Raw genomic sequence first — 24122 nt, forward strand, 5'->3', positions numbered from 1 at the left:
AGCACGTCGACAAAATGCCTACTGTCTTTGCCCGCTTACTTACGACGCATCAAAAGTAGCTGCGCACGAGACTTCCGGCGATGAGCGACCAGCCATCTGCCACGACAAAAAACGCCAGCTTGAACGGAAGCGATACAACCGCGGGAGGCACCATCATCATGCCCATGGACATTAGGATCGCCGCAACGACCAGATCTATGATCAAAAACGGCAGGTAGATGAGAAATCCGATTTGAAAAGCGCGGCTGATTTCGGACAACATGAAGCTGGGCACGAGAACCGACAACGGTGCGTCCTCCGTTGGCTCGACCCCTGCGGTTTGCGGCCGCAATTCGGCGAGTGCAACAAATGTATCTGCATCCAGTCGTGCGGCCATGAAGCTGCGGAAGGGTTCCAGCGTCAGCGAAAAAGCGGTCTCTACATCGATTTCTTCGTTCGTCAGCGGCTCTATTCCGTTGGTCCAGGCAGCTGTAAAGACCGGTTCCATGATGAAATAGGTCAGGAAAAGCGCCAGACTGACCAAAAGCATGTTGGGTGGTGATTGCTGCAAGCCGATCGCCTGCCGCAGGATGGAAAAAATAGTGATGAGAAACGGAAAACAGGTGATCATCACCGCGATACCCGGCGCCAAGCTTAGCACCGTAATAAGCGCAAAAAGCTGGATCGTGCGCGCAGAGATCGAGCCATCATCGCCTAGGGAAAACGGCAGGTCCTGCGCCATGGCGAACTGCGGCAATGACGCGAAAACAATGGCAAGGACGAGCCCCGTGCGAAGCTGCGCCATCAGATACCGTGCTGCAGATCAATGACTTCGGTCAAACGCACGACAAGCTGGCCCGTCTCGCTTCCCTCTTTCTCTTCAAGCTCGCCGCGTGCGATCAGCTTTTCGCCCACGTAAAGATCAACCGGATCATCAACCCGTCGATCCAGAGTCAAAACGGCGTTTTCACCCAGCATCACAAGATCGCGCACCAACGGCCGGGCGCGACCGACACAGACCGTGATTTCGATCGGCACACTTGTGAAGGGGTTGGATTTATCGGTCGCGAGCGGAGTGGCATCAGTCATTGCTGGCCTCCTTTTGGCTATGGAATGCGTAGGCTTTGAGACCGTCGGCGATGCTTTGCGTAATTTCGTCGGTGTTTATTTCGGTCTCGATCGTGCCGAGCTGCACAAAAACCTGTCCTTCGCCGAGGGTATCGTCAGCCGTCACCGTAATTGGCAAAGCCGTATCGACGGTTTCGGCCAGCGCGTTCATCATATCGAGATTCAAGGGATGTGTGGTCAGGACGAATTTACCTTCGATCTGTTGCTGCGCGAGGTCGTCCAGCCGGGCGCGCAAATGACCGCTGAGCGCTGCATCGGCAGATCGGGGTATGATCTGATCCGCAATTTCGTTGAATAGCGGGACGAGACCGCGCTGCAGCTTTGCCACCGCTTCGTGGTAGGTGAAATTGAGATCCGCGAGATTCTGGGCGAAGTCCGACTGGATGTGGTTTTGCCCGCTCTCCGCGGCAACGGTCGCATCGGACCAGCCCGCCTGATAGCCTTCTTCAAAAGAATCGAGACGCGCCTGCTCAAGTTTGCTTGTCGTGATCGGGACCGCTTCTGCGCTCGCTTCGATCAACTCGCCGAAGTCGCGGTACCGCAGTGCGATGGAAGTCATGCTTTTTCCTCTCGATCTTCAAGCCAACCCCGCAGGATTTCGACCGTTTCATCCTGTCGCTCACCAATCATGTTGCGCAGCCGCTCGACAGGATCTTCGCCGCGCAGGGTCATATCCTCGCCGGGCGGCAGCAGATCAAAGCTGGATTCGTCCATGCCAGCATTGGTCTCCTGCGGGATAGCGACCGGAAGGTTTTCGCCGCCAGGCCCCCCGATCAGAGCGTCGGACGACGCGGTGTCCGCCAACGCTGTGGTACTCTCATTTTCGGTGTCACGCGGGGCAGCCAAAGCGGGCACAGGCGCGCTGTTCTTGGTGAGAATCGGGCGGATGACGAACAGCCCGAGAACCAGCGCGACAACACCGAGCACCGCCATCTGGATCAGAGACAGCAAGTCGACCTCGAACTGGTCCAGAACAGAAGTGCCGGCGGCGGTGCCGGACGGGGCAACGCTTTGCAATGCCATCGACTTGAGTGTGATGACATCGCCCCGGTCCGCGTCGAACCCGACAGCGGACGACACCAATTCGCGCAAGGCCTCCATCTCTGCCTCGGGGCGGGGAGACGCGACAGTTTCACCGGCATCGTTGACCACTGCCTGTTCGTTCACCAGCACAGCGACTGACAGCCTTTTGATCGCACCCGGTGCGCGCACGATTTCCCGTTCTGTTTCAGAGACTTCATAGTTCACGCGCTCGCGCGTTTCGCTATTTTGCGAGGTGGAGTTGCCATTGCCTGCTGCGCCTTCCTGATCGGGCAGATTGCTGGCCACCGTCACATCGCCGCCGGTTGAACCTTCGGCGACATTCGTGCTCTCCTGCGTATCGGTACTGATCGCCACGCGCCCTGCGGGATCGAAGGTTTTTTCACGGATCGCCTCGCTTTCCGTGACCGTATCGACCGCCACTTCGACGATGGCATTGCCAAACCCGACGCGTGCCTCGAGCAGACGCTGGACCCGATCCCGCAGCACCTGCGCCTTGTCATCGCCCCCTACCGTCGGGGCCACGTCTTCCGTCGTGCCGATCAAGGCCCCGTTGGCATCGATGACCGCGACATCATCAGGTTGCAGCCCCGCCACGGCGGAGGCCACGAGATAGCGCACTGCCTTGGCCTGCGCTTGCGAAATTCCGGCACCGTTCGGCGTAAGGGAAACCGATGCTTTGGGCGTCACACCGCGCTGGAAAGGGTTGGCGCCCGTGCTGGCGATATGGACCCGCGCCAAGGCAATCGCCGGATTGGCGACAATGGTGCGCGCCAGTTCCCCCTCCTTCGCCCGCCAGTATGCAGCATCGAACATCTGCGATGTCGTGCCGAAGCCGGTAAGCTGATCCAAAAGCTCGTATCCGCGGTTCCCGTTTGCGGGCAACCCTTCGCTCGCGAGGGTCAGGCGCAGTTGGTCCCGTTCCTTCGAATCGACAAAAATCGAGCCACCGCGTACTTCGAAAGCCACGCCCCGCTGTTCGAGCGAACGCACGACATCCCCCGCAGCACTGCTTTCCAGCCCTGCGTAAAGAAGCGTCATGCTGGGCGCGTTTGTCAGGCGGGTCATGCCGAGAATCGCGAAAAAGACCGCCAGCGTCGCGCCCAAAACAATCATTTGCCGCTTGAAGCCAAGCCTCTTCCAGACATCCAGGTATTGCTGCACAAGTGCCTCCGTCCTGCCGCGCATTCTGCACGACCTCGGACACAGAAATGACCGAACTGCCTTAACAATCGGTTAGTGCAATTGGGCCTATACGTCATTTCATCAACAAGGATGGAACCGACATGGCCGACGATCCCGAAAGCACGGATGATGCACCTGCGAAAAAATCGAAATTGCCTTTGATCATTGGCGTTGTGCTTGCTCTCGCGGGGGCGGGTGCAGGGTTTTACGCAACGTGGTCAGGCATGATTCTCGGCAGCGGTTCGGTCGAAACCGCGCAGGTCACAGAGGACCATGATGCCAAACCCACAAAGAAGATCAGCTTCGTCGAAATCGAACCGCTCATGATTTCGGTCGCCGGACGGCCGGAGCCGAAAATTCTGCGATTTCGCGCACAATTGGAGGTCGATGCCGCGCGCAAGGCCGAGGTTCAGGAGCTGATGCCACGCGTGGTTGACGTTCTGAACACCTACCTGAGGGCCGTTGAGCTGGCTGATCTCGAGGATCGAGCGGCATTGATGCGCCTGCGTTCGCAGATGCTGCGCAGGGTGCAGGTCGTGACCGGTGATGGGCGGGTCAACGACTTTCTCATCATGGAATTTGTGCTGACCTAGGAGGCAAAGATGGAACTGATTGCAGATACTCTGTTGGCGGCAGGCGCGCTGGGGGCGGCCATTTACTGCATGGTGCTTGGACGCCGGTTGAAACGGTTCAATGATCTCGAAAAAGGGGTCGGCGGTGCCGTGGCAGTTCTGTCGGCGCAGGTTGACGATCTGAACCGCACCCTGGGCGCGGCGCAGGCCACAGCAAACAAATCGACGTCCGATCTGTCCCGATTGACCGAGCGCGCAGAGACCATGTCCAAACAGTTGGAACTGCAGATGGCGTCTTTGCACGATATTCCTGCCCCCGCTGAAGCCGCGCAAGCGGATCCTGTTGTCGTCACCCCTCCTGCGCCACCCCCCGCGGCAAAACCGTCAGAGCCGATGTTTGTACGCCACACCCAAAGTGGGGGCCCGTCATGAGCAGGGCCGCCACCCGTTTGTCACGCAGGATGGGCCGCGGGACGATCCTGACCATCTCTGCATTGTTGATCGCATCCGCGGTTGTCCGCGTCGCGACGGGCGTTGCCGCCGCGGCGGGAGAAGACATGCTGCCGACGCAGGAAAGGCCCCAGTCGCTCGCGGACAGCGCGCAAAGCGGCGGGTCGCAAGGCTCGGGGCTCGATATCGCGAAGGATGGCGGCAATGTGACTGCATTGGTTCAGGCCCTTCAGGCCCGCGAGGAGCGGGTTGGCAAACAGGAAAAACAGATCCAGATGCGGCTGCAGGCGCTGGCGATCGCCGATGCCGAGATAGAAAAACGGCTGTCACTTCTCGCACAGACAGAGGCCGATTTACGCGCCACGCTCGCGCTCGCCGATCAGGCTGCGGAACGCGATATCGCCAAGCTCACCGCGGTCTACGAAAATATGAAGCCAAAGCAGGCAGGTCCGGTATTCGAAGCGATGGAGACATCCTTTGCCGCCGGTTTTCTGGGTCGTATGCAGCCTGAAAATGCCGCGGCGATTCTGGCGAGCATGACGCCGGAGACCGCCTATTCGATCAGCATCATCCTCGCCGGTCGGAACGCGAATGTCCCCAAGAACTGACTTTGCGATTTCTTAAAACCCTTCACGCCATACTGCGCGAAACCCATTCGCCAAGGAGATTAGAATGATCGGTATTATCGGTATCGTGACCATTTTTGTGATGGTTTTCGGCGGTTATCTCGCGGCTGGCGGCAAGATGGGGATCATCCTCAAATCATTGCCTTTCGAGATGACGATGATTGGCGGGGCGGCGATCGGGGCGTTCCTGATCAGCAATGACATGAGCGCGATCAAACATACTGCAAAAGACATCGGTAAGGTATTCAAGGGGCCCAAATGGAAGCCTGACGACTACCGCGATCTGCTGTGCCTGCTGTTCGAATTGATCCGCCTGGCGCGGCAAAACCCGGTCGAGATTGAAGAACATATCGAAGCACCCGAGGAATCGAGCATCTTTTCCAAGTACCCGAAAATCCTGAAAGACAAGGAAGCGGTTGCCTTGATCTGTGACACGCTGCGCTCGGCTTCGATGAACTACGACGACCCGCATCAGGTCGAAGAGGTGCTGGAGAAGCGGATGGAAGCCAACATGGAGCACGCCATGCATTCCAGCCATGCGCTGCAGACCGTTGCTGACGGGCTGCCGGCCTTGGGAATTGTCGCGGCTGTTTTGGGGGTTATCAAAACGATGGCCTCGATTGATCAGCCACCCGAGGTGTTGGGCAAACTGATTGGCGGGGCGCTGGTGGGGACGTTTTTGGGCGTGTTCCTCGCCTACGGGCTTGTGGGCCCTTTTGCCGCAAAGGTCGCAGATGTCACGAAATCCGAATCGCATTTTTATCAGCTGATCCGGGAGGTTCTTGTCGCTAACCTGCACAACCACGCCACGAATATCTGTATCGAGGTCGGCCGTCAGAACACCCCATCCCAATGCCGGCCGTCCTATGGCGATCTCGAAGATGCCCTGAAAGCGCTGAAGCAGAGTGCCGCATGAAGCGCCTGTATCTCGTTATTGCGTTGGTGGTTTGGGTGCTTCCCGCGCATCTTTGGGCGCAGGCGTCCGACGTAAGGTCGGGTGAGCATCCAAATTTCACCAGACTAACGTTCCCGATCGCGCAAGCGCAGGATTGGAATGCGAAGTTGTCTGGACAGACACTGACGCTTTCTTTCCCTGCGCGGCCAGGACGGTTTGATACATCGGATGTTTTCAACCGGATCGGAAGGGACCGATTGTCAAAGATCACGCAAACCGGGGATAGTGTGGAGATTTCCCTGTCCTGCGCGTGCGATGTCGGAGCGTTTCGGAGTGGCGGCTTGCTCGTGATCGATGTCGCAGACCAAGGTATCCAAGTTGCCGGGACCCTTGTGCGGCAAACTGTTGGCGGAGGTCCCCCAACGCCGCAGATCCCACCCTCATTCGCGCAATATGTCAGCCCCTGGCTACGACAACTGGATTCGGCCAAGGACAGGATATCGAAAGAACAGGCCGCTACAGAGCAGATCGAGACAGCGGCACCCTCGGAACGGTTGGCCGAGATGCGAGAGCAGCTGGCAGAGATGTTTTCGGTCGGGGCCACCACGGGTGTGCTGACAGCCAAAAGGCGCGCCGAACCGACGTCTTCGCCGACACCGGCGCCGGAACAGCCGCCAGAAATTGCGCCCTATCTGGACGGTCGCACTGTCGATCAGTTGAGGATTACGAGCAGTCGGGATCTGCCGGGGCGGGCGGCACGCGGTGACGCGTTGTCCGCGATGTGCCCACCAACTGTGTTGGCCACACTTCCGGAATGGGGATCGGAGGACGATTTTGCCGCCTCCTTCGACGCACTGCACGCGACCTTGTACTCCGACACAGGTGCGCTGGACACGCTGGTTGCGATCAAACTTGCTAAAAACTATCTGTTTTTCGGGTTCGGCGCCGAAGCGCGCATGATGCTGAACCTGATAAAACAGAAATCCCCCCAGATATCGGATATGGAATTGCTGGCCGATCTTCTGGATCACGGGTCGGCCGATGCGCGGGAAGTACCGCTCGGGCTGACTGCCTGTGACGGCCCTTTTGCTCTGTGGGCGACGCTGGCGAACACGGACGTGAGCCGCGCGGACAATCTGAATGCGGATGCGGCGATTCGTACCTTGAGCGCACTGCCGTCTCAATTGAGGCGGGTTTTTGCGCCTGTGCTGAGTGAACGATTCACAGAGCGGAAACAAAACGACTATGCCGAAAAAGCATTACGTACCATCGACCGTCTGCCCGATGCCGCCGATCCTGCAGCGCGGCTGTCACAAGCGCGCATTGACGCGGGCCGTGAGGCGCCTGACACCGATAATCTTGAAGACCTCGTATCAGAGAACAGCAGCGGTTCCCCGCAAGCCTTGGTCCTCCTCGCCAGAACACAGATTGATCAGAACCAGCCCATATCCCAAGACACGATTACGCTTATTGCCGCCTATGCCAAGGAGCATGACGGGACGGTATTGGGACAGGATCTACGGGAAACCGAAATTGCCGTGCTTGGCCATAGCGGACAGTTTTCGCGCGCGTTTGAAAAATTATCTGCGCTGACAGGCATCGCGCCGTCCCAAGAGCTGATGCAGATGATCCTGGAAAATCTGGTCTCGGATGCGAGCGATGGCGACTTTCTGACCCATGCGTTCGACCTGTCGCAAATGGTGATAGACGAGCAGCCCGCGACAGTCAGAAAAGCGATCGCGGAACGGCTCTTGCGGCTCGGGTTTCCCTCGCGCGCACAGCGCATATTGGCGAAAACTCCGGAAATGCCCCTCGACGAAGAGCGTCAGCTTCTCTTGGCACGTGCCGCAATCGATCTGAACCAACCGTTTCAGGCGCTGGCAGAGCTCATCAAAGTGAACGGCCCACGGGTTGACCAGCTGACGGCCGAGGCAATGCAAATGACAGGCAGTTATGCAGAAGCCGCTGATCTCTACGCACAGCAAAGTGCGGGAGACGCAGCGGAGCAAGCGGCGTTCCTCGCGGGTAATTGGCAGGCCTTGGCGGAAGCCGAGAACTCGGGCGCTCGAATTCTCGCCGATCTGCTGTCGCGACCTGCGGCGCCAGATGAAGGCCCACTCACCACAGCGCAATCCGCAGCGGAGGAAAGCGCACAAATGCGCTCGGCCCTTCGCGCGCTTTTGCAGTCGCCGGAAACCCGAATAACAGATGACCCTTAGACGCAGAGTTCTGGGTTTTGGTGACACTTAAATAACCATCGCTCACTAGATTTAGAATCGAATTGGACACATTCGATGGGACTTTCAGTGGCAAACATATTCCGGATATTCTGTTTTCTTTCGTTTGTCTTACTGGGGACGACGCAGCAGCCAAAGCCTGCGCCGGCATCAGGGGACGACTGGCTTATCTGCGATCTTGCAGCACAGCGGGTCGCCGCAGAAACCACCGTGCCGCTGGATGTGCTGCGCACCATCACGCGAACCGAGACAGGGCGCACCCGAAACAGTGAGCTTCAGCCGTGGCCCTGGACCGTCAATATGGAGGGAAAGGGGACGTGGCATTCCAATCGGGCAGAAGCGACAGCCTATGCCAAAATGCATCTCGATCGCGGAGCGCGCAGCTTTGACGTCGGTTGCTTTCAAATAAATTATCGCTGGCACGGAAACGCATTCCGGTCGATTGAGGAAATGTTCGATCCTGAAGAAAACACCCGCTATGCGGCGGCCTTTCTGCAGGACTTATATCGGGAGTTCGGAAATTGGACGGCGGCGGCGGGTGCCTACCACTCGCGCACCAAACAATTTGCGGACAAATACATCAGCCGATTTTCGCAGATTCGCGAAAATCTGGATGCACCGGCGCTTCCGCCCGTGATCGCCGCCCGCACGAATACCTATCCGTTCTTTCAGGCAGCACCGCGCAATTCGTCATTGGGATCGCTGGTGCCGCTGGGCGCTTCAGGGCGCAGCCTGTTTGCTCCGCAAAACGAGGGATGACCATGAGTTTCTCCGTAAAATCCCTGTTTAATCCAACCATCTTGCTCGCGTTGGCACTGTTGGCCGTGATCGTGATGATGATCCTGCCCATGCCGTCGTGGATATTGGACACGGGCCTTGCGGCATCGTTCGCTTTGGCAATCCTGATCTTTACGGTCACGTTGTTCATCGAACGGCCGCTCGATTTTTCGGCCTTTCCGACCATATTGCTGGCGTCCTTGATGTTGCGGCTGTCACTGAACGTGTCGTCCACAAAGCTGATTATCGGCCAAGGGCACACCGGAACGGACGCCGCGGGCAATGTGATCGAAGGGTTCGCGCAATTCGTGATGGGGGGCTCTGTTTTCCTCGGGCTGGTGGTTTTCTGCGTGCTTTTGATCGTGAATTTCATGGTCATCAACAAGGGCGCAACCCGCATGGCCGAAGTCGGCGCACGCTTTGCGCTGGACGGTATGCCCGGCAAACAGATGGCGATCGACAGTGACATGTCCGCAGGGGCCATTTCGCACGTCGAAGCAAAAGAACGCCGGCAGACGGAACAGCAAGAAACGACGTTCTTCGGATCGCTGGATGGTGCATCGAAATTTGTCAAAGGTGACGCGATTGCCGGATTGCTGATCACCCTGCTGAACCTTGTCGCCGGCTTAATCATGGGCACGTTGGTCCACGGCATGCAGATCGGGGCCGCGTTCGAAACTTACGCGATCCTGACCGTGGGCGACGGCCTCGTTTCACAAATCCCGGCCGTCATCATTTCCATCGCCGCCGCGTTGCTGCTCGCGCGGGGCGGCGCGCAGGGCGCGACGGACATGGCGGTATTCAGCCAGTTGGGAAAGCATCCCGCGGCGCTTGCGACGGTCGCCGCGCTGATGGTTTTATTCGCGGTGGTTCCAGGTCTGCCGTTTCTGCCGTTTATCGCTGGTGCAATCGGATTGGGCAGTCTCGCCTTCATTTTGCAGCGACGGGCGAAACAACGGCCCGATCCGGATACCGAGGACGCGACAGAGGTCACACCGACAGACAAACCCTTGGGAGATATCCTTGAGCTTGACGACATCCACGTCGAATTTGCGCCCGATCTTGTCAGTCTGGTTCTGGATCCGGGAACGGGTCTGGACGCGCGGATTGCCAACATGCGCACCCATGTCGCGACAACATTCGGCGTTATTCTTCCGGAAATACGACTGACCGACAGCCCGGGATTGCACAGCGGTACATACCTTATCCGGATACAGGGGGTCGAGGTTGCGCGCGCTGAACTGAAGGCGCATCACGTCCTTGCCTTGGCACCCGATGATACGACGACCCTGCCCAACGGGACGGACACGGTTGAGCCTGTTTACGGAGCGCCCGCGCGGTGGATCAGCCCGACCGATCAGGAGGATGCCGCGCTGTCCGGTATCACGATGGTCACACCTGCGGAAATTCTGGCGACACATCTGCTGGAGATCGTAAAGCGCAACTTCGGTCGTATTCTCAGCCTCAAATCACTGCGCCGTTTGCTGGCTGAGATGGTCAATCTCTCTGATCCCGCCCGCGCAGAGGCTAACCGCAAACTGCTCGACGAGATGATCCCCGACAAAATCCCGATCGACGTTTTGCACGCCGTTTTGCGACTGCTTCTGGAAGAGCAGGTATCCATCCGCAACCTGCCCCTGATCCTCGAGGCCGTTGCAGAAGCCCGTGGCGAAAACGCCCAACCCGAAGCGATTTGCGAGAGGGTACGTCAGCGGCTCGGCTTTCAGCTGGTGGCAGAGATGCGGCGGGACGACGGAAGTTTGCCGCTGATCCAACTGGCGCCGGAGTGGGAAGACACATTCGTCAGCCATCAGGTCGATGCGGACCGTGGTCTGGACATCGCGCTGCCACCCGACATCTTCAACCAGCTTGCCGATCGCGTGGCAGACAAACTGCGCGAGGCAAGCCAGAATGGCATTTTTGCGGCCCTCGTCACCAATACCAAACGTCGCAGATTTTTGCAGACGGTGATGCGTGCCAAAGGGATCCAGAATCCCGTGCTGTCGTTCGAGGAAATCGGCATTGATACGCGCCCGTCACTTGTCGGGGTTGTCGGTCAATGAACGAAAGCCTCGCCGCGCTCCTTGAAGTTGCGCAAACCTATCTGGGCAACGGTTTCATCGTTTTCCTGCGCGTCGCAGCTTTCGCCGCTTTGCTGCCCGGATTCGGTGAGCAGACAGTGCCCGTACGGGTAAAACTCGGGGTCGCGCTGGCGTTCACCCTTGTTATTGCGCCGGCCATTCCGGCGGACGTAATCGCAGGTTCGGGGTACTCCATTTTGTGGCTGATCGTGTCCGAGGGATTGGTTGGTGCCATGCTCGGCGTCGGCTTGCGATTGTTCGTGCTTGCTCTGCAAACGGCCGGATCGATTGCCGCACAGTCCACATCCCTCGCTCAACTCTTGGGCAACCAAAGCGCGGAGCCGGTGCCTGCGATGGGTCATATTCTCGTGGTCGGGGGATTGGCCCTTGCGATGCTTAGCGGTTTGCACGTCAAAGCCGCTCAATTCATCATTCTTTCCTACGACATGTTGCCGGTGGGCATGGTCCCGCTTGCTACGGATCTTTCCGGTTGGGGGACCGCGCGGGTCAGTCACGCCTTTGCTCTGGCCTTCACGCTGGCTGCACCTTTTGTGGTTCTTTCGGTGCTCTATAACCTCGGGCTTGGCGTCATCAACAGGGCGATGCCGCAACTGATGGTCGCTTTCGTCGGTGCACCGGTGATTACCGCGGGCGGGCTGATCATTCTTGCTCTCGCAACGCCGCTTCTCTTGTCGACCTGGCTCGCGGCGGTGGACGTGTTTCTCCTCAACCCGTTCGAGACGCGCTGATGAGCGGGCAGGATGACGACAGCGAAAAGAGTTTCGAGGCCACGGCTCACAAACTGCAAGAAGCACGCAAGAAGGGTGAAATTGCCCTTTCAAACGATCTGTTATCGGCTGCTGCATATCTCGGACTGCTGGTTGCCCTTGTGGCCGCTGGCAGCTTTAGCGTGGACCGCGTGACAAGCACGATGATCGTCTTGCTCGATCAGTCATCGCGGCTTTCCGAGCTGTTCTTCGCAGGAGGAGCGGCAGCGCCGGTTGGCGGCTTGTTGCAGCGTATCGGTGGTGGGCTTCTGCCCGTTTTTGCGTTGCCCGCTATCGGCGTGATCCTCGCGCTCATTGCACAGAAAGCGCCGGTGTTTGCCCCGACAAAGCTGGCGCCGAAACTGTCCCGGATTTCTATCATCTCGAACGCCAAGAACAAGTTCGGGCGCAGCGGCCTGTTCGAATTTTTCAAAAGCTTTGTGAAACTTTGCATCTTCTCGACCAGCCTGACGATATTCCTGAAGGTCTGGATGCCCGATATGATTTCGGCGCTGCAAACGGGCCCGCAGATCGTCATCGGGCTGCTGGCGAAACTATTCATCGGTTTTTTGCTGGTGGTGGTTCTGGTGTCCGCGGCGATCGGATCGATCGACGCGATCTGGCAACATGCAGAGCACATGCGCAAGAACAGGATGAGCCGCAAGGAAATCACTGACGAGACGAAAAACAGCGAAGGTGATCCACATCTGAAACAGGAGCGCCGGCAGAGGGCACTGTCGGCCAGCCAAAACCAGATGATGAAAGATGTGCCAAGTGCCGACGTGATTATCGTGAACCCCACGCATTATGCCGTTGCCCTGAAATGGAGCCGCGCCCCCGGCGAGGCCCCTGTCTGCGTCGCCAAAGGTGTCGATGAAATCGCGGCAACAATCCGCCGCGTTGCACAGGATGCAAATGTGCCGATCCACAGCGATCCACCAACGGCACGCGCGTTGCATGCGACAATCGAGATCGGACAAGAGATCGAGCACGGGCATTTTGCGGCGGTCGCAGCGGCGATCCGCTTTGCCGAAGCGATGCGTCACAAAGCGAAGGGGCGGGTATGAAGGATTTGCGTAAGCTGGAACAGCTGCAGCTCATCACGGCAGCAAAACACCAACAGCAACAACAAAGCTACCGCCGGTTGATGGAGCAAGAGAACAACCTGCGGGCCGCGTTGCGCAAATTGGATCTGCATGCGGCTGAGGCTGTAAAGGGCGCGCCCGATCTGTCACACCAGTCTCTGGGTCTCACAACACTTTGGCATGCCTGGGTCGGAAAGCAGAAAACACAGCTCAATATGCAGCTGTCGCAGGTTCTATCGATCAAGGAATTTCATCTCAAGCAGGTCCGCCACTCCTTTGGCCGCGAAGAAGTGGCCACCCGCCTCGTGGCGCAGGAAAGGAAAAACATTAAACAGCGCGCTGCGGCCGCGCAGTTCGAGCGGATCAGCAGCATCGCTGTGATGCCAGCAAAGGATCAGTAATCCTGGCGCGCGATTTCGATGATCAGGATATCCGAAACCGCTTCTTTTCCGAGATCACGTTGCGCGATTTCCTTCAGCGCTGTGCGCAAGCGGCCAAGCGTCACCGCGTTAGTAAAGGATCCGTCAAAGCCTCCGACGTTCGCGTGGTCGAATAGGATTTGCAGAAAGGAATCCCGAAGCTTGGGCTGCTTTTCGTAGATGATTTCCTTGCCGCCCGCGGGAACTTCAACGCTCAAAGAAAGGATGACCAGCGCGTTTACCCGCTGGCTGTCGACGATCGGAACGACAAACTGGTTTTCCAGCTTCACATATTCGACGGCCCCGTCATTTGGCGCATCGGCCGTATGATCATCACCGGTGGCGTGATCTTCCCCAGTATGGGTTTTTTCCTCGCTACCGGATACGTCAGCGGCGGTGGCCTCAGGGGCAGCGGGGCGCAAGTAGATACCTGCACCAACGCCCGCTGCAGATCCGAGAAGGAGCAATATGACCGGCAGGATTTTTTTCATCGGCTTTAAATTCCCTTAGAATGGCAGCACGGCATCGAGGACCTGTTGACCGATACGCGGCTGTTGCACGTCGGTAATTTGACCGCGCCCCCCGTAAGAAACCCGCGCGGACGCGATTTTGTCATAGGTGATTTCATTCTGTCGCGAGATATCGGCCGGACGGACGTAGCCGGTCACCAACAGCTCCCGCAGTTCGAAGTTCACCCTCAATTCCTGGCTTCCCGAAATCGCAAGGACACCGTTTGGCAAGACGTCGATAACTGTCGCCGCCACGCGTAGGGTCAGCTTTTCGCTGCGGGTCACAGATCCGTCGCCGCCGGACGAGCTTGCTGAATTCAGCCCGACCAAATCGGCACTCGTCGCCCCTTCGGGGAGTTCACGGTCAAGCCTTTGCGGAATGCCCGCCAGATTGGGGATATTCAGAGACTCGGACCCGTTGCGGCGACGATCGGTGGAATTGGAAATCTCGGCCTCTTCATCGATTTCGATCACGACGGTGAGAATGTCGCCACGAACGACGGCCCGGCGATCCCCCAGAAGAGACGCGCGGGTACCCGACCACAAAGACGCGCGGTCAACCGGGCGTTCTTCGATAATGGCGATCGGGAGACCGGGATCGACCATTGCGGTTGTTTCCGGCGATGCGGCCGTCGGGGTGAAACTCGGCGGTTTGCCAAGATGATCGGATCTGCCGCAGGCGCCCAGCGCAATCAATGCGAAAAGCATGGTGATATTCTTCACACGCTATCTCCTTACTATAAGTGAGCCATCGGGTTGAACCTGACCGAATAGGGTCGCACGGGATGTCAGGTTCATTGCGCGGATCATGTCACCCGCGGCACCACGTTCGAGCGCGCGGCCCTCGGCGCTAATCACCAGCCCCTGACCTGTAAACCGCAAGAGTACGAGCTGATTGCGGTCCACCAGTGCAGGAGGCCCGATATCGTCGAGGTAAATCGGACGTCCGGGGTAAAGCGCCACGCGGGCCTCTTGACCAATCACATCCGATAGCCGTGAGAAGCCGTTCGGCAAATCGCCCTTGGCAAATTTTACGTCCATTTCGGTGATCAGGGTATTGGGCCGGATGGTACGCGACGGCACGACCGTGTCTGCAAGCGCAGGGATCGTGCACGCGAGCCAGGCCAGCGATGCAAACAGATTTTTCATTATCTTACCTGTGTTGTTGCGCTCATCATCTGGTCCACGGCCGAGATGACCTTGGCATTCATTTCGTAGCCCCTCTGCGCCTCGATCAGCTCGGTGATCTCGCGAACGGCGTCGACAGAGCTGTCCTCAAGATAACCCTGTCGCAGCGTGCCCAGGCCGTCTTCTCCGGGGGTGGAAACCAAAGCGGGACCGGAGGCTTCGGTTTCCAGGAAAAGGTTGCTGCCAACGGCTTCGAGGCCCTTGGAATTGGTGAATCCCGATAGCGTGAATTGGCCCAGCAGTTGCGCTTCGGTCGCCTCGTTGAAATAGGCGTAGACTTCGCCCTCCGCATTGATGGAGATACTGCGGGCGTCAGACGGAATGACAATCTCGGGCGCGACCGGAAAGCCGTCGGATGTCACAATCAATCCGTCGCCGGTCCGTTTCAGCCCTCCGTCACGCGTATAGGCGGTTTGCCCGGATGGCAATGAGACCTCGAGATACCCAAGGCCATCGATCGCGACGTCGAGATCGCCCTGGGTCGCGGATAAGGAGCCCTGTTCAAGCGTGAGGCTGACGGCTGCAGGCCGTACGCCAAGCCCCAGCTGGACACCTGTGGGAAGCACGGTGCCGTCAGAGGCATTGACCGCGCCGGCGCGGGCCACCTGCTGATAATGCAGATCCGCGAATTCGGCACGCCGGGCGTTGTATCCGGTCGTGCTCATGTTCGCGAGGTTGTTGGAAATGGTCTCTACACGGGTTTGCTGGGCGCTCATCCCGGTGGCAGCGATTTTAAGGGCACGCATGTTCTAGTTCCTTTCGAAGGCGGATTAGGATTGCGTCAGGGTCTTGAGGGCAGCACGCATGCGACCATCTTCGGCTTCGAGAAAGCTCTGGCCCATCTCATAGGCGCGCTGAACGTCGATCATCCGCGCCAGTTCGAGCAGCGGATTGACGTTGGATGCTTCGACAAACCCCTGCATGACACGCGCATCCAAAGCGGGTTCGACACCTTCATCGGCACGAAACATCACTCCGTCTTCACGCACCATGTCGAGCGGGGCCAAGGGGCGCATGATGCCGAGTTGTCCAATGGGCGCACCGTCCACGCTCAGCGTACCGTCATTCGACACAGAAATCGGCCCCGCGCCGGTGGGCACAAAAACAGGTGCGCCGCCCGCGTCGAGAACACGAAAACCATCATTCGTGACCAGTTCGCCTTCGGCATTTGGGGTGAAACTACCGGCGCGGGTCAACCTGTCGCCCGTTGGCGTCTGGATCATGAAGTACCCGTCCCCCTCGATAGCAAAATCGAACGTGCCGTTCGTTTTGGTCAGCCCTCCTTGTTCAAATGAGGTTTTGCCGACATTGCCCTGTCCCATCGACAGCGAACTGTCGTGTTCGATGCTCTGCACGTACTCGGAAAAGATCATACCCTCGGCCCGAAACCCGGTGGTCGCGGCATTGGCGATGTTGTTCGCAACGACCTGCATTTCGCGTTGCAGTCCGGATTGGCGGCTGAGCGTGATATAGCCTGCGCTGTCCATGCTATCCTCCTGTGATCAGCGGAATGATCCGCGTGTGAAAGAACGAAACGAGCGTCTGGGTCATGAAGCCCATCGAGATCCAGAAAACGACGACGATGGCGCCCAGTTTCGGTACAAAGGTCAGCGTCATTTCCTGCACCGATGTCAGAGCCTGAACGAGGCCGATTGACACGCCGGTGATCAACGCCACCGCGAGAATCGGCAGCGAGATCATGAAAGCGACCCAAAGTCCTTGACGCATCGTGTCGTAGAACAGCACCTCATTGAGCATCAGACGGGCATCCGCAGAATTTCCTGATAGGCCTCGACGACCTTGTTGCGTACGGTGACGGCCGTTTCGACAGCGAGTTCTGTCTGCGCCAACGCCTGAACCAGGGCGTGCGGATCCGCGTTGACGGCCATTGTCTGGGTTGCCGTTTGTTCCGACGCGGCGAGTGTCTGCGCAAAATCGAGCGCCATATCCTTGGCGGCGGCCCCGATGCCCCCCGCGGCGGAAGGATCGGTGGCGGGTTTTGCCTGTGTGTAGCTTTGGATGGCTGAAAGGGTCTGCATTTCCATTCTGGAATTCCTTTTTGATCTTCAGGTTAGCGGCGCAAAAGCTCCATCAGGCTCGATGACATTTTGCGGGATTGGTCGAACATCTTGAGATTGGCCTCATAGCCGCGCTGCGCCTCACGGGCGTCGGCAAGTTCAATCAACAGATTGACGTTGGATCCGTCGTGATGGCCGGTGTCGTCTGCCATCGGGTGCGACGGATCATAGATGCGCTCCAGCTCGGTCTGGTCCAGCCTTACGCGCCCGACCTCTACATTTGCGGGTTTGCCACCGGCACCCATCGCGGTCTCGAACGCGATGAGTTTCCGACGATACCCGGGGGTATCCGCGTTTGAGATGTTTTCGGACAAGTGGCGCAAACGCGTCGCCTGCGCCTTCATTCCGCTGGCCGAAACCGACCGTGCTTGTGTAAAATCGCTCATATGTGCTCCTATCTGCGCAATGTCGCGTGCAGAACGTCCAGCGCGGATTTGTAGATCGCGAGCGCCCTGTCATGCTGGCTCTTGGCGCCGGCCGCTTCGACCAGTTCAACCTCGAGTGAAACGGTGTTCTTGTTGGGTGATCCGCCCCCGTCCGTCCTTACCTGCGCATCGGGCAATTGCCCGGCGACAGTACCGTGAAGGTGGGTTGCGCGTGTGGCCCGCGCGCCCGGTGCATCATTTGGGGCCTGGTACGTCGTTGCAAATTCCGCCATCCGCCGCGCTTTGAAGCCGGGCGTGTCGGCATTTGCCACGTTGTGCGATATGATCGCCTGCTGCTGGCCCGCATGGCGCGCCATCTCGGATGACATGCGGAAAATATCAAGATTTTCGAACATCGGGATTCTCCCAAGGACAATTTCAATGAAGGCTTAAGGGTGATTCCTTTAGAAAGCGTGAGCATCGCCAGGAGGATCTGCATGCCCCATACAACTCTCATCGACGGATTGGCCGCGCATGTGGCGGCAACCCAAGGCATTCGTGACGTCGGACGGGTCGCCCGTGCAGAGGGCGGTGTGATCCATGTGGGTGGCCTTTCTGCAAGCGCCGCGATCGGGGACCGGTTGCGATTGTATCGCAAACGGTTGCCACCGCTTTCGGGCGAGGTCGTGCAGATTGACGGCGATACGCTCGTGATGCTGCCGGATGCGGCGCAGGATGGCGTGACGCTGGGGGATCGGGTGTCGCTCCTGCCACCGATTTCTGTTGCCCCCTCGCCAGAATGGCTCGGGCGCATCATCGATCCGTCGGGCCAGCCCCTAGACGGAGCGCCGCTGTTGGGGGGACCGCATGCTCGGCCGCTAAAAGCACCTCCGCCGAATGCCGCCGAACGGCGCGGGCTCGGTAAACGTATGTCGAGTGGGCTTGCCGTTATCAATACCTTCCTGCCGATCGTCGAGGGGCAGCGCATGGGGCTTTTCGCGGGTTCCGGTGTGGGAAAATCGAGCCTTTTGGGGCACCTTGCCCGCCACATGAAAGCGGATGTCGTCGTGATTGCGATGATCGGCGAACGGGGACGCGAATTGCGCCATTTCGTGGACGAGGTTCTGGGGGGAGCCGGGCTGGAACGGGCGGTTGTCGTTGCGGCGACTTCGGATCAATCGGCGCTGGTGCGTCGGCGGTGTGCCTGGACGGCAATGGCCGTAGCCGAGCATTTTCGGGACGCGGGCCATTCAGTTTTGCTCCTGGCAGATTCGATTACGCGATTTGCAGAAGCCCATCGTGAGATTGCAGTGGCGGCAGGCGAGGTACCCCTCCTGAGGGGGTTCCCGCCGTCATTATCGCCCACCATCATGTCCTTGTGCGAACGGGCAGGACCGGGATTGAAGGGTCAGGGCGATATCACGGCCGTGTTCAGCGTTCTGGTGGCCGGGTCTGACATGGATGAACCCGTTGCCGATATCCTGCGGGGGGTACTGGACGGGCACGTCATTCTCGATCGCACTATCGCGGAGAAAGGGCGCTATCCTGCAATAGATATTTTGCGTTCTGTTTCCCGCAGTTTGCCTGGCGCGGCGACGGATACTGAAAATACTTTGCTGGCGACCGGGCGGAAATATCTGTCGCTCTACGACGCGAATGAAACAATGATCCGCGCAGGATTGTATGCACAGGGCAGTGATCCGGAACTGGATAAGGCGATCCTGATGATGCCCGAATTGGAGGAGTTCTTTACAAAGACTGAAACAGAAGGTGCCGCGCGCAGTTTTCAGCAATTAGAACTTATCTTCCGGCGCAACGGCATCGTCTTTCAACCAACTTGAGCGCTTGTGATCAACGCACGCTGTTCTGAAGCAAAGTCAGCGCAATCGCGCCCGACGAAAAGCCGTTTCCAAGTTGCTTGATCTGATCGCGCACGAGAAATTTGGTGACAAGATCCTGGACCGCTTCCGGATCGGTGAATTGTGCTATTTCGTCCGTTCCGAATTCTTTGGCAGCGCGTTCCTTGAAGACGACCAGCTGTTGCTCAATGTCGACCTGACCAAATTCCGTGGGCAAGCCCAGAGCGGTTTCAAAGATGCTACGTAGCGGCGGTTCGCCCATAATCGTGAACCACTTGGTATCATTTGTCGTATCTTCTTGTGCAAGCGTGCCGAGTTCGCGTTCTGCATAAAGGGCAAAGCGCATTGACTGGTCCTGCTCACCCGCTGCGACTTCAAACGATACCGCTTCGAAACGCTCGATAATTGCCTCCGCGAACAACGGCTCTCCGGTTTTGAGAAACTCCCCGGGACCAAACCCGAACGCTGCGGACAGGTCGGAATAGCGAGGATCGGCAAAGCGGTTTGCCAATGCGTCCTCGTTTGTTGTGCCTTCCTCGAGAATTTTTCTGATGAAGAATTTGCTGTCCAGATCCTGTTCAAGACCAAAGGCGGTCAGGGCAACCTGCATCAATCGACGATCATCGACAAACTGTTCGGCCGTCCCGATACCGCCAATCGTTTCGCGGAAATAATCGACATCGCGTTTCAATTCTATTGACTGACTGAAAGCGGCGAATTGCTTGTCATACGTTTCCTGCAGAAAACGCCAACCGCTCAACCCTCCTGTGGGGATGACGGGGGTAAACATCAGGACGGCCGGATCGACAAAAGGCGATCCTCTCTGGGCAGCAGGCTACGCAACGCCTTGAGCGCGCGGTAATGCTGTTTCGATATGACGCCGGTGCTTGCCTCTGCAAGAATGGCACGGCTGTCGGGATCGGTGAACACCTGACTCAACTCTTCGATTTGCCGCAACAAGGAGACATGTGAGGTGTCCGGATCATTGTCACCGGACAGGACGAGCTGCAGCGCAAAAATTGCACGACGCACGGGTGTTTTTGCGTCTTCGGGATGGATTGCATCGCGTAGCCGCAAAATGTTTGCGTCCGGCGTCATGATGGCCAGCTTGCTACGGCGATCACCGTTTTCGATGACTGCGCCGTTGATCAGTACCCGTTCTTTTGGACCCAGTTTTAAAACCAAACCACTCATTCTAAATCCTAACCTACTTCAGCCCGCGCAAGATTGCCGTATTCACTTCAAGCAAGGGGATCGCCGTATCCTCTTTGCGCAGAACCTTACGGGTATGGTGTTCTGTGAACTCAGCAAGGTAAAAAATACGCGCCCGCAAATCCTTGGGGAGCGAGTTTTCCGTATCAGCGACATCAATGGCGAGCTTGCGCCAAAGCGTCCTGTTTTCGTGCATGGCGCGGATCAGGCCGGGAAAGTCGCTTTGAACAACGGCGGTTTTCATCCGTGACGTCACACGCGCGATCACATCATATTCCGCACTTCGGCTCGACCTGAGGGGTGCCGACGTCGGTGCGTAGGCTTTCTGAGCTAAGGTCATCGCATCCATGTGGCATCCTCGGTTATTATACTTCAGGGAACAGGGGCGCCTTGTCTGGCGCCCCCGTCAATTTCATTTCGCTTAACGGAAGAGCGACAGGATTGTCTGCGGTGCCTGATTGGCAATGGACAAGGCCTGCACACCAAGCTGCTGCTGGGTCTGCAATGCCTGGAGCTTGGCCGAGGCCGCTTCCATATCCGTATCGACCAACGCGCCAATACCAGATTTGACTGCATCACTCAGCTTGCCAATGAAGTTCGCCTGGTCATCAAGTCGCTTGCCAGAAGCACCGAGCGCAGCTGCGCCATCAATTGCTTCTGTCAGCATCGCCTCGATCTCGTCAAACGCTGTCGCCGCGGTGGCCGCGTCTGTAATTGCGGTCATACCGGCAAGATCAATGTCAGCTTCGAAGTCGACGGTATCGACGTCGATCGTCGTCACTGTCGGCGCGGCGGTGCCCACGCGGTCAAGCGAAGCGACGACTGTCAGGCTGGTGGCGCCGTTGCCGTCCGCATCAGTTGCAAGAAGGTTTACCCCGTTGAATTGCGACCCGCTGATAATCGCCGTGATTTGGTCCTTCTTGGACTGCATATCCGCTTCGATCTTCGCGAAGTCGGCAGTTTCACTTTGACCCGCGATCGATAGCTCTTTCATTTCTTTGAGAGTCTCAACAATCTGTTCGGCGCCTGCTGCAGCAACCGCCACAGTCGATCCGCCCACGGCAAGTGAATCCGACACGGCATCGAAACCCGCGACGTCCGACTCCATCACTTTGGAAATCGCCCAGATCGCTGAATTGTCTTTCGCACTGGCAATTTCCTTGCCTGTGGAAATCTGGCTTTGGGTATCGGCCAGGTTCATGTTGATCGATTTGAGTGTCTGCAATGCCACCATGGCGCTGTTGTTAGTAAGAATACTCGACATGAGAATGATCCTTTGTGTTCGGCACTTTGGCCGCAAATAACCCTTTGAAGGGCGGAAATGTCATTCTGACCAGTACACGTGGCTGCCGTGCAGACCGTGTGCCACCCAACGCTGGGTGCGCCTTTCTTTTGGCCCGGGACCGTTTAACAGAACCCTAATCGCGCAAGTCTGGATATCCGCGATTTGAGCTAAATCAGCGGTCATGCACGTTTCTCGACCTGCCCTTGCTGCGGCGACTTGATGGATTTGCGCTTGCCCAGCTGATCGTAGGTTTCCAGGCTGCTGCGTACGGTTTGAAGCTCCTTCACACGCTGCGTGACCGATCGCAGGCCGGCCAGCGCCGCATTCAGAAGCCGCTCATTATCCCGTGACTGCACCCTGATCTCATCCAGCACTTCGGCGTCGCCCTCTTTGGCATCGTGAAAATGCGCAACCAGGCGTTCTTTTTCCGGCAAGAGATCGGATAGCTTTGCAAGATCGCCCGACAGCAGAAGTTTTCTTTCCCGGCGCAGGATGTCTTGCATGGCGATGGCATCGAATTCTTGCGGATCACTCATCACCATTACGCGCCTTCAATGCCGCAAAGATGGATTCGGCCAAACCGATGCCACCACTTTTCGTGATCTGCCTTGCCTGTTCCTGCACGAGAAACGACCCAAACTGATCCTCGCCGGCCCCGCCGCCAAACGATTCTCTGCTTTTGCCGAGGCCCGCGGCGTCCAGCATTTCGGCCAGAAACGTGGCCTCAAGCTCCTGCGCGGCCTCGCGTAAGAGGGTATCTTGCGGGGGCGCCTGAACCTGCGCCGGTGTGACGGATGTAATCACTTTATGCTCCTCAAAATTGAATGATTTTTCCGACCGTAGCGGACCACCGGTAAATGTTCGGTAAGGAAAAACCGCGATGTTGCGGGAAATTCGTTTGATATCTGGATTGGTCTTTATGGACGTGACAACGCTTTTTGACGGCAAGGTACCAGCGGTCGCTGTGGTGCCTGCGGGGACCAGCGATGCTGCGATTCCGGAGGGGTTTTCTTTTGCGCAGATCTTTGCAGATGCGGGACTTGAGGAGGTCGCAATCGACGTGGATCCCGATCCTGCAGTCGAAGCAGAGGAAACCGGCGATGCCCAGACTGCGGCACTCGAAACAGATATCTCGGATGTGGAACTGGGTGAAATCACGGGGCTCCTTGCGCCCGCTCAAGAAGCACCACTGAAAAAAATAACGTCGAATAATCAGACCGCATTGATGACGCCACTGTCACAGAATGCGCCGCCGATCGGCGCGCCACTTCCCTCCCCTATAGAAGACAGAGTGACGTCAATGACATTCATGCCAGATGTGGAGATGCCGGACAGCGGCACAAAGCCGATCGCCGCGCCGTTTAGGGCCGGCGCGGGCACTGCGGCTGGTGCGGCTGGCGAAAGCGAGCTGCTGCCCGCCCGCGGAGCTGCGTCACAGAACGACAGTTCCGTCGCGCAAAAGCACGGGCCAGATGACGGTCCGCAGATTGAAACAGCGGGCGGACGAGCAGCGGGTGCGACTGCCGTCGCGCAGAGTGATATGGCTTCGATGACCATCGGGACCGCACGCGAGACGGCGGAGCCTATGCGTTATGCCCCTGTAACCACGCCGGAGATTCGGCAACAGCCGATCCAGCCAGTGCAGCAATCGCCCCGCGAAAAAGGCAGGACGGGATACTCCGAAATTGTGACATCCGAGAAAGTCTTCGCCTTGCCTGAGGATAGAGCCGAAAATGATGCACTCGTTCGACCACCAGAACCGCCCTCGAAACTGCGGTTTTCGGGCGCGGAACACGTAACCGCACCTCCCGTGACCCCGCCCCAGACTATCGCGGCGCCCAAAGAATTCGCTGTCACGATCAAAACTGCTTCACCCCGCGCGGGAGACATGGCGTCCGTGACGCTCGTGCCAGAAACCACGATGACAGCTGCGCCTTGGGAGACACATCGCTCGACCACTACGCCCCTTTTCCAATCCACGCGGGTGGATATGCCGGTCCATGTTGCGCGACAATTGGCGGAGGCCGCACCCTCGGCCCAGACGCGGCCTATCGATGTCTCTCTTTCTCCGATGGAGTTGGGGCGGGTGAAAATGTCAATCACGCCGGAAGAGACCGGTCTCACCGTTCACATCATCGCGGAACGGGGGGAGACGATCGACCTTATGCGACGGCACATCGACGTATTGGGCCAACAATTCAAGAGCTTGGGATATGAGGATATCTCGTTCGCATTCGGTGAGAGTGGCGCGGATCCAGAAACGGGGGATGAGGCGTCCAATGGCAATGCACAATCCGCGCGCGGGCCGAGTGACGATTTGGTTGAAGTAGAAGAACAGACGACGCGGCCCGACACGGGCAGCGGGATCGACATCAGACTTTGAG

The 24122-nt window shown here is 58.0% G+C and carries 31 protein-coding genes; 12 read left to right on the forward strand and 19 right to left on the reverse strand.

Annotation, left to right across the window (positions count from 1 at the left end; genetic code table 11):
• Positions 1-49 precede the first annotated feature (49 nt).
• Genes fliP through fliF form a run of 4 tightly spaced genes read right to left on the reverse strand, consistent with a single transcriptional unit; the run spans position 50 to position 3312 of the window.
• Positions 50-784, reverse strand: coding sequence for a flagellar type III secretion system pore protein FliP (gene fliP, locus K3756_RS17120; protein ID WP_259989510.1), 735 nt, complete (start codon positions 782-784; stop codon positions 50-52).
• The gene (locus K3756_RS17125; RefSeq protein ID WP_259989512.1) at positions 784-1068 is read right to left on the reverse strand and encodes a FliM/FliN family flagellar motor switch protein; all 285 of its coding nucleotides are present in this window, start codon (positions 1066-1068) and stop codon (positions 784-786) included. The genes fliP and K3756_RS17125 overlap by 1 nt, the downstream gene beginning before the upstream one ends.
• Positions 1061-1666, reverse strand: coding sequence for a hypothetical protein (locus tag K3756_RS17130; protein WP_259989514.1), 606 nt, complete (start codon positions 1664-1666; stop codon positions 1061-1063). The genes K3756_RS17125 and K3756_RS17130 overlap by 8 nt, the downstream gene beginning before the upstream one ends.
• Entirely contained in the window at positions 1663-3312 is a 1650-nt protein-coding gene (fliF, locus tag K3756_RS17135; protein ID WP_409202409.1) for a flagellar basal-body MS-ring/collar protein FliF, read from the reverse strand. The genes K3756_RS17130 and fliF overlap by 4 nt, the downstream gene beginning before the upstream one ends.
• Positions 3313-3434: 122 nt before the next feature.
• Between fliF and K3756_RS17140 the strand changes: the two genes are divergently transcribed.
• The 10 genes from K3756_RS17140 (at position 3435) to K3756_RS17185 (ending at position 13224) form a co-directional block, all read left to right on the forward strand.
• Positions 3435-3926 (forward strand): flagellar basal body-associated FliL family protein, encoded by a 492-nt coding sequence (locus tag K3756_RS17140; RefSeq protein WP_259989518.1) that lies wholly within the window; start codon positions 3435-3437, stop codon positions 3924-3926.
• Positions 3927-3935: 9 nt separating this feature from the next.
• Positions 3936-4337: a hypothetical protein gene (locus tag K3756_RS17145; RefSeq protein WP_259989520.1), complete on the forward strand. Its 402-nt coding sequence runs from the start codon at positions 3936-3938 to the stop codon at positions 4335-4337.
• Positions 4334-4963: a MotE family protein gene (locus K3756_RS17150; protein WP_259989521.1), complete on the forward strand. Its 630-nt coding sequence runs from the start codon at positions 4334-4336 to the stop codon at positions 4961-4963. The genes K3756_RS17145 and K3756_RS17150 overlap by 4 nt, the downstream gene beginning before the upstream one ends.
• Positions 4964-5027: 64 nt before the next feature.
• Entirely contained in the window at positions 5028-5897 is an 870-nt protein-coding gene (gene motA, locus K3756_RS17155) for a flagellar motor stator protein MotA (RefSeq protein WP_259989523.1), read from the forward strand.
• Positions 5894-8095, forward strand: coding sequence for a hypothetical protein (locus K3756_RS17160; protein ID WP_259989526.1), 2202 nt, complete (start codon positions 5894-5896; stop codon positions 8093-8095). Before motA ends, K3756_RS17160 begins: the two co-directional genes overlap by 4 nt.
• Positions 8096-8170: 75 nt before the next feature.
• Positions 8171-8872 carry a transglycosylase SLT domain-containing protein gene (locus K3756_RS17165; RefSeq protein WP_259989528.1) on the forward strand — a complete coding sequence of 234 codons (702 nt, stop codon included), beginning with the start codon at positions 8171-8173 and terminating at the stop codon, positions 8870-8872.
• Between the two features lie 2 nt (positions 8873-8874).
• Positions 8875-10953: a flagellar biosynthesis protein FlhA gene (gene flhA, locus K3756_RS17170; RefSeq protein WP_259989530.1), complete on the forward strand. Its 2079-nt coding sequence runs from the start codon at positions 8875-8877 to the stop codon at positions 10951-10953.
• Complete coding sequence (locus K3756_RS17175; RefSeq protein ID WP_259989531.1) at positions 10950-11720, forward strand: flagellar biosynthetic protein FliR; 771 nt, start codon at positions 10950-10952, stop codon at positions 11718-11720. Before flhA ends, K3756_RS17175 begins: the two co-directional genes overlap by 4 nt.
• Complete coding sequence (locus tag K3756_RS17180; protein WP_259989533.1) at positions 11720-12805, forward strand: flagellar biosynthesis protein FlhB; 1086 nt, start codon at positions 11720-11722, stop codon at positions 12803-12805. The genes K3756_RS17175 and K3756_RS17180 overlap by 1 nt, the downstream gene beginning before the upstream one ends.
• On the forward strand, positions 12802-13224 hold the full coding sequence (locus K3756_RS17185) for a hypothetical protein (protein WP_259989535.1): 423 nt from the start codon (positions 12802-12804) through the stop codon (positions 13222-13224). The genes K3756_RS17180 and K3756_RS17185 overlap by 4 nt, the downstream gene beginning before the upstream one ends.
• On the opposite strand, the gene K3756_RS17190 is transcribed toward K3756_RS17185, so the two are convergent.
• The 9 genes from K3756_RS17190 to K3756_RS17230 are packed head-to-tail and all read right to left on the reverse strand — an operon-like array spanning position 13218 to position 17798.
• On the reverse strand, positions 13218-13733 hold the full coding sequence (locus K3756_RS17190) for a flagellar basal body-associated FliL family protein (RefSeq protein WP_259989537.1): 516 nt from the start codon (positions 13731-13733) through the stop codon (positions 13218-13220). The genes K3756_RS17185 and K3756_RS17190 overlap by 7 nt on opposite strands.
• Positions 13734-13748: 15 nt before the next feature.
• The gene (flgH, locus tag K3756_RS17195; protein ID WP_259993601.1) at positions 13749-14459 is read right to left on the reverse strand and encodes a flagellar basal body L-ring protein FlgH; all 711 of its coding nucleotides are present in this window, start codon (positions 14457-14459) and stop codon (positions 13749-13751) included.
• Between the two features lie 18 nt (positions 14460-14477).
• A complete protein-coding gene (gene flgA / locus K3756_RS17200) occupies positions 14478-14900 on the reverse strand; it encodes a flagellar basal body P-ring formation chaperone FlgA (protein WP_259989539.1) in 423 nt (140 codons plus the stop codon).
• The gene (flgG, locus tag K3756_RS17205) at positions 14900-15685 is read right to left on the reverse strand and encodes a flagellar basal-body rod protein FlgG (RefSeq protein ID WP_259989541.1); all 786 of its coding nucleotides are present in this window, start codon (positions 15683-15685) and stop codon (positions 14900-14902) included. The genes flgA and flgG overlap by 1 nt, the downstream gene beginning before the upstream one ends.
• A gap of 24 nt (positions 15686-15709) precedes the next feature.
• The gene (locus tag K3756_RS17210) at positions 15710-16426 is read right to left on the reverse strand and encodes a flagellar hook-basal body complex protein (protein WP_259989543.1); all 717 of its coding nucleotides are present in this window, start codon (positions 16424-16426) and stop codon (positions 15710-15712) included.
• Between the two features lies 1 nt (position 16427).
• A complete protein-coding gene (locus tag K3756_RS17215; protein WP_259989545.1) occupies positions 16428-16697 on the reverse strand; it encodes a flagellar biosynthetic protein FliQ in 270 nt (89 codons plus the stop codon).
• A complete protein-coding gene (gene fliE / locus K3756_RS17220; RefSeq protein ID WP_259989547.1) occupies positions 16697-16984 on the reverse strand; it encodes a flagellar hook-basal body complex protein FliE in 288 nt (95 codons plus the stop codon). Before fliE ends, K3756_RS17215 begins: the two co-directional genes overlap by 1 nt.
• 26 nt (positions 16985-17010) lie before the next feature.
• Positions 17011-17403: a flagellar basal body rod protein FlgC gene (flgC, locus tag K3756_RS17225; RefSeq protein ID WP_259989549.1), complete on the reverse strand. Its 393-nt coding sequence runs from the start codon at positions 17401-17403 to the stop codon at positions 17011-17013.
• 8 nt (positions 17404-17411) lie between these two features.
• The gene (locus tag K3756_RS17230) at positions 17412-17798 is read right to left on the reverse strand and encodes a FlgB family protein (RefSeq protein ID WP_259989551.1); all 387 of its coding nucleotides are present in this window, start codon (positions 17796-17798) and stop codon (positions 17412-17414) included.
• 81 nt (positions 17799-17879) lie between these two features.
• Between K3756_RS17230 and K3756_RS17235 the strand changes: the two genes are divergently transcribed.
• Positions 17880-19223 carry a FliI/YscN family ATPase gene (locus tag K3756_RS17235; RefSeq protein ID WP_259993602.1) on the forward strand — a complete coding sequence of 448 codons (1344 nt, stop codon included), beginning with the start codon at positions 17880-17882 and terminating at the stop codon, positions 19221-19223.
• 10 nt (positions 19224-19233) lie between these two features.
• Here the strand turns inward: K3756_RS17235 and K3756_RS17240 are convergent, their stop codons facing one another.
• The 6 genes from K3756_RS17240 to K3756_RS17265 all read right to left on the reverse strand — a co-directional run bounded on the left by K3756_RS17240 (position 19234) and on the right by K3756_RS17265 (position 22542).
• Positions 19234-20031 carry a DUF1217 domain-containing protein gene (locus tag K3756_RS17240; RefSeq protein WP_259989553.1) on the reverse strand — a complete coding sequence of 266 codons (798 nt, stop codon included), beginning with the start codon at positions 20029-20031 and terminating at the stop codon, positions 19234-19236.
• Entirely contained in the window at positions 20031-20435 is a 405-nt protein-coding gene (gene flbT, locus K3756_RS17245) for a flagellar biosynthesis repressor FlbT (protein ID WP_259989555.1), read from the reverse strand. Before flbT ends, K3756_RS17240 begins: the two co-directional genes overlap by 1 nt.
• A 13-nt stretch (positions 20436-20448) precedes the next feature.
• Positions 20449-20802 carry a flagellar biosynthesis regulator FlaF gene (gene flaF / locus K3756_RS17250; RefSeq protein WP_259989557.1) on the reverse strand — a complete coding sequence of 118 codons (354 nt, stop codon included), beginning with the start codon at positions 20800-20802 and terminating at the stop codon, positions 20449-20451.
• Positions 20803-20874: 72 nt separating this feature from the next.
• Positions 20875-21717, reverse strand: coding sequence for a flagellin (locus K3756_RS17255; RefSeq protein ID WP_259989560.1), 843 nt, complete (start codon positions 21715-21717; stop codon positions 20875-20877).
• 200 nt (positions 21718-21917) lie between these two features.
• Positions 21918-22274: a hypothetical protein gene (locus tag K3756_RS17260; protein ID WP_259989562.1), complete on the reverse strand. Its 357-nt coding sequence runs from the start codon at positions 22272-22274 to the stop codon at positions 21918-21920.
• A complete protein-coding gene (locus tag K3756_RS17265) occupies positions 22267-22542 on the reverse strand; it encodes a rod-binding protein (RefSeq protein ID WP_259989564.1) in 276 nt (91 codons plus the stop codon). The genes K3756_RS17260 and K3756_RS17265 overlap by 8 nt, the downstream gene beginning before the upstream one ends.
• A gap of 76 nt (positions 22543-22618) precedes the next feature.
• Between K3756_RS17265 and K3756_RS17270 the strand changes: the two genes are divergently transcribed.
• A complete protein-coding gene (locus tag K3756_RS17270; protein WP_259989566.1) occupies positions 22619-24121 on the forward strand; it encodes a flagellar hook-length control protein FliK in 1503 nt (500 codons plus the stop codon).
• Position 24122: the final 1 nt, after the last annotated feature.

The organism is Sulfitobacter sp. S190, assembly GCF_025141935.1.
Lineage (GTDB): Bacteria > Pseudomonadota > Alphaproteobacteria > Rhodobacterales > Rhodobacteraceae > Sulfitobacter.

Excerpts from the sequence above, each read along its gene's own strand:
- fliP (WP_259989510.1), bottom strand. The coding sequence starts at position 784 with ATGGCGCAGCTTCGCACGGGGCTCGTCCTTGCCATTGTTTTCGCGTCA.
- K3756_RS17125 (WP_259989512.1), bottom strand. The coding sequence starts at position 1,068 with ATGACTGATGCCACTCCGCTCGCGACCGATAAATCCAACCCCTTCACA.
- K3756_RS17130 (WP_259989514.1), bottom strand. The coding sequence starts at position 1,666 with ATGACTTCCATCGCACTGCGGTACCGCGACTTCGGCGAGTTGATCGAA.
- K3756_RS17140 (WP_259989518.1), top strand. The coding sequence starts at position 3,435 with ATGGCCGACGATCCCGAAAGCACGGATGATGCACCTGCGAAAAAATCG.
- K3756_RS17145 (WP_259989520.1), top strand. The coding sequence starts at position 3,936 with ATGGAACTGATTGCAGATACTCTGTTGGCGGCAGGCGCGCTGGGGGCG.
- K3756_RS17150 (WP_259989521.1), top strand. The coding sequence starts at position 4,334 with ATGAGCAGGGCCGCCACCCGTTTGTCACGCAGGATGGGCCGCGGGACG.
- motA (WP_259989523.1), top strand. The coding sequence starts at position 5,028 with ATGATCGGTATTATCGGTATCGTGACCATTTTTGTGATGGTTTTCGGC.
- K3756_RS17160 (WP_259989526.1), top strand. The coding sequence starts at position 5,894 with ATGAAGCGCCTGTATCTCGTTATTGCGTTGGTGGTTTGGGTGCTTCCC.
- K3756_RS17165 (WP_259989528.1), top strand. The coding sequence starts at position 8,171 with ATGGGACTTTCAGTGGCAAACATATTCCGGATATTCTGTTTTCTTTCG.
- flhA (WP_259989530.1), top strand. The coding sequence starts at position 8,875 with ATGAGTTTCTCCGTAAAATCCCTGTTTAATCCAACCATCTTGCTCGCG.
- K3756_RS17175 (WP_259989531.1), top strand. The coding sequence starts at position 10,950 with ATGAACGAAAGCCTCGCCGCGCTCCTTGAAGTTGCGCAAACCTATCTG.
- K3756_RS17180 (WP_259989533.1), top strand. The coding sequence starts at position 11,720 with ATGAGCGGGCAGGATGACGACAGCGAAAAGAGTTTCGAGGCCACGGCT.
- K3756_RS17185 (WP_259989535.1), top strand. The coding sequence starts at position 12,802 with ATGAAGGATTTGCGTAAGCTGGAACAGCTGCAGCTCATCACGGCAGCA.
- K3756_RS17190 (WP_259989537.1), bottom strand. The coding sequence starts at position 13,733 with ATGAAAAAAATCCTGCCGGTCATATTGCTCCTTCTCGGATCTGCAGCG.
- flgH (WP_259993601.1), bottom strand. The coding sequence starts at position 14,459 with ATGCTTTTCGCATTGATTGCGCTGGGCGCCTGCGGCAGATCCGATCAT.
- flgA (WP_259989539.1), bottom strand. The coding sequence starts at position 14,900 with ATGAAAAATCTGTTTGCATCGCTGGCCTGGCTCGCGTGCACGATCCCT.
- flgG (WP_259989541.1), bottom strand. The coding sequence starts at position 15,685 with ATGCGTGCCCTTAAAATCGCTGCCACCGGGATGAGCGCCCAGCAAACC.
- K3756_RS17210 (WP_259989543.1), bottom strand. The coding sequence starts at position 16,426 with ATGGACAGCGCAGGCTATATCACGCTCAGCCGCCAATCCGGACTGCAA.
- K3756_RS17215 (WP_259989545.1), bottom strand. The coding sequence starts at position 16,697 with ATGCTCAATGAGGTGCTGTTCTACGACACGATGCGTCAAGGACTTTGG.
- fliE (WP_259989547.1), bottom strand. The coding sequence starts at position 16,984 with ATGGAAATGCAGACCCTTTCAGCCATCCAAAGCTACACACAGGCAAAA.
- flgC (WP_259989549.1), bottom strand. The coding sequence starts at position 17,403 with ATGAGCGATTTTACACAAGCACGGTCGGTTTCGGCCAGCGGAATGAAG.
- K3756_RS17230 (WP_259989551.1), bottom strand. The coding sequence starts at position 17,798 with ATGTTCGAAAATCTTGATATTTTCCGCATGTCATCCGAGATGGCGCGC.
- K3756_RS17235 (WP_259993602.1), top strand. The coding sequence starts at position 17,880 with ATGCCCCATACAACTCTCATCGACGGATTGGCCGCGCATGTGGCGGCA.
- K3756_RS17240 (WP_259989553.1), bottom strand. The coding sequence starts at position 20,031 with ATGTTTACCCCCGTCATCCCCACAGGAGGGTTGAGCGGTTGGCGTTTT.
- flbT (WP_259989555.1), bottom strand. The coding sequence starts at position 20,435 with ATGAGTGGTTTGGTTTTAAAACTGGGTCCAAAAGAACGGGTACTGATC.
- flaF (WP_259989557.1), bottom strand. The coding sequence starts at position 20,802 with ATGGATGCGATGACCTTAGCTCAGAAAGCCTACGCACCGACGTCGGCA.
- K3756_RS17255 (WP_259989560.1), bottom strand. The coding sequence starts at position 21,717 with ATGTCGAGTATTCTTACTAACAACAGCGCCATGGTGGCATTGCAGACA.
- K3756_RS17260 (WP_259989562.1), bottom strand. The coding sequence starts at position 22,274 with ATGAGTGATCCGCAAGAATTCGATGCCATCGCCATGCAAGACATCCTG.
- K3756_RS17270 (WP_259989566.1), top strand. The coding sequence starts at position 22,619 with ATGTTGCGGGAAATTCGTTTGATATCTGGATTGGTCTTTATGGACGTG.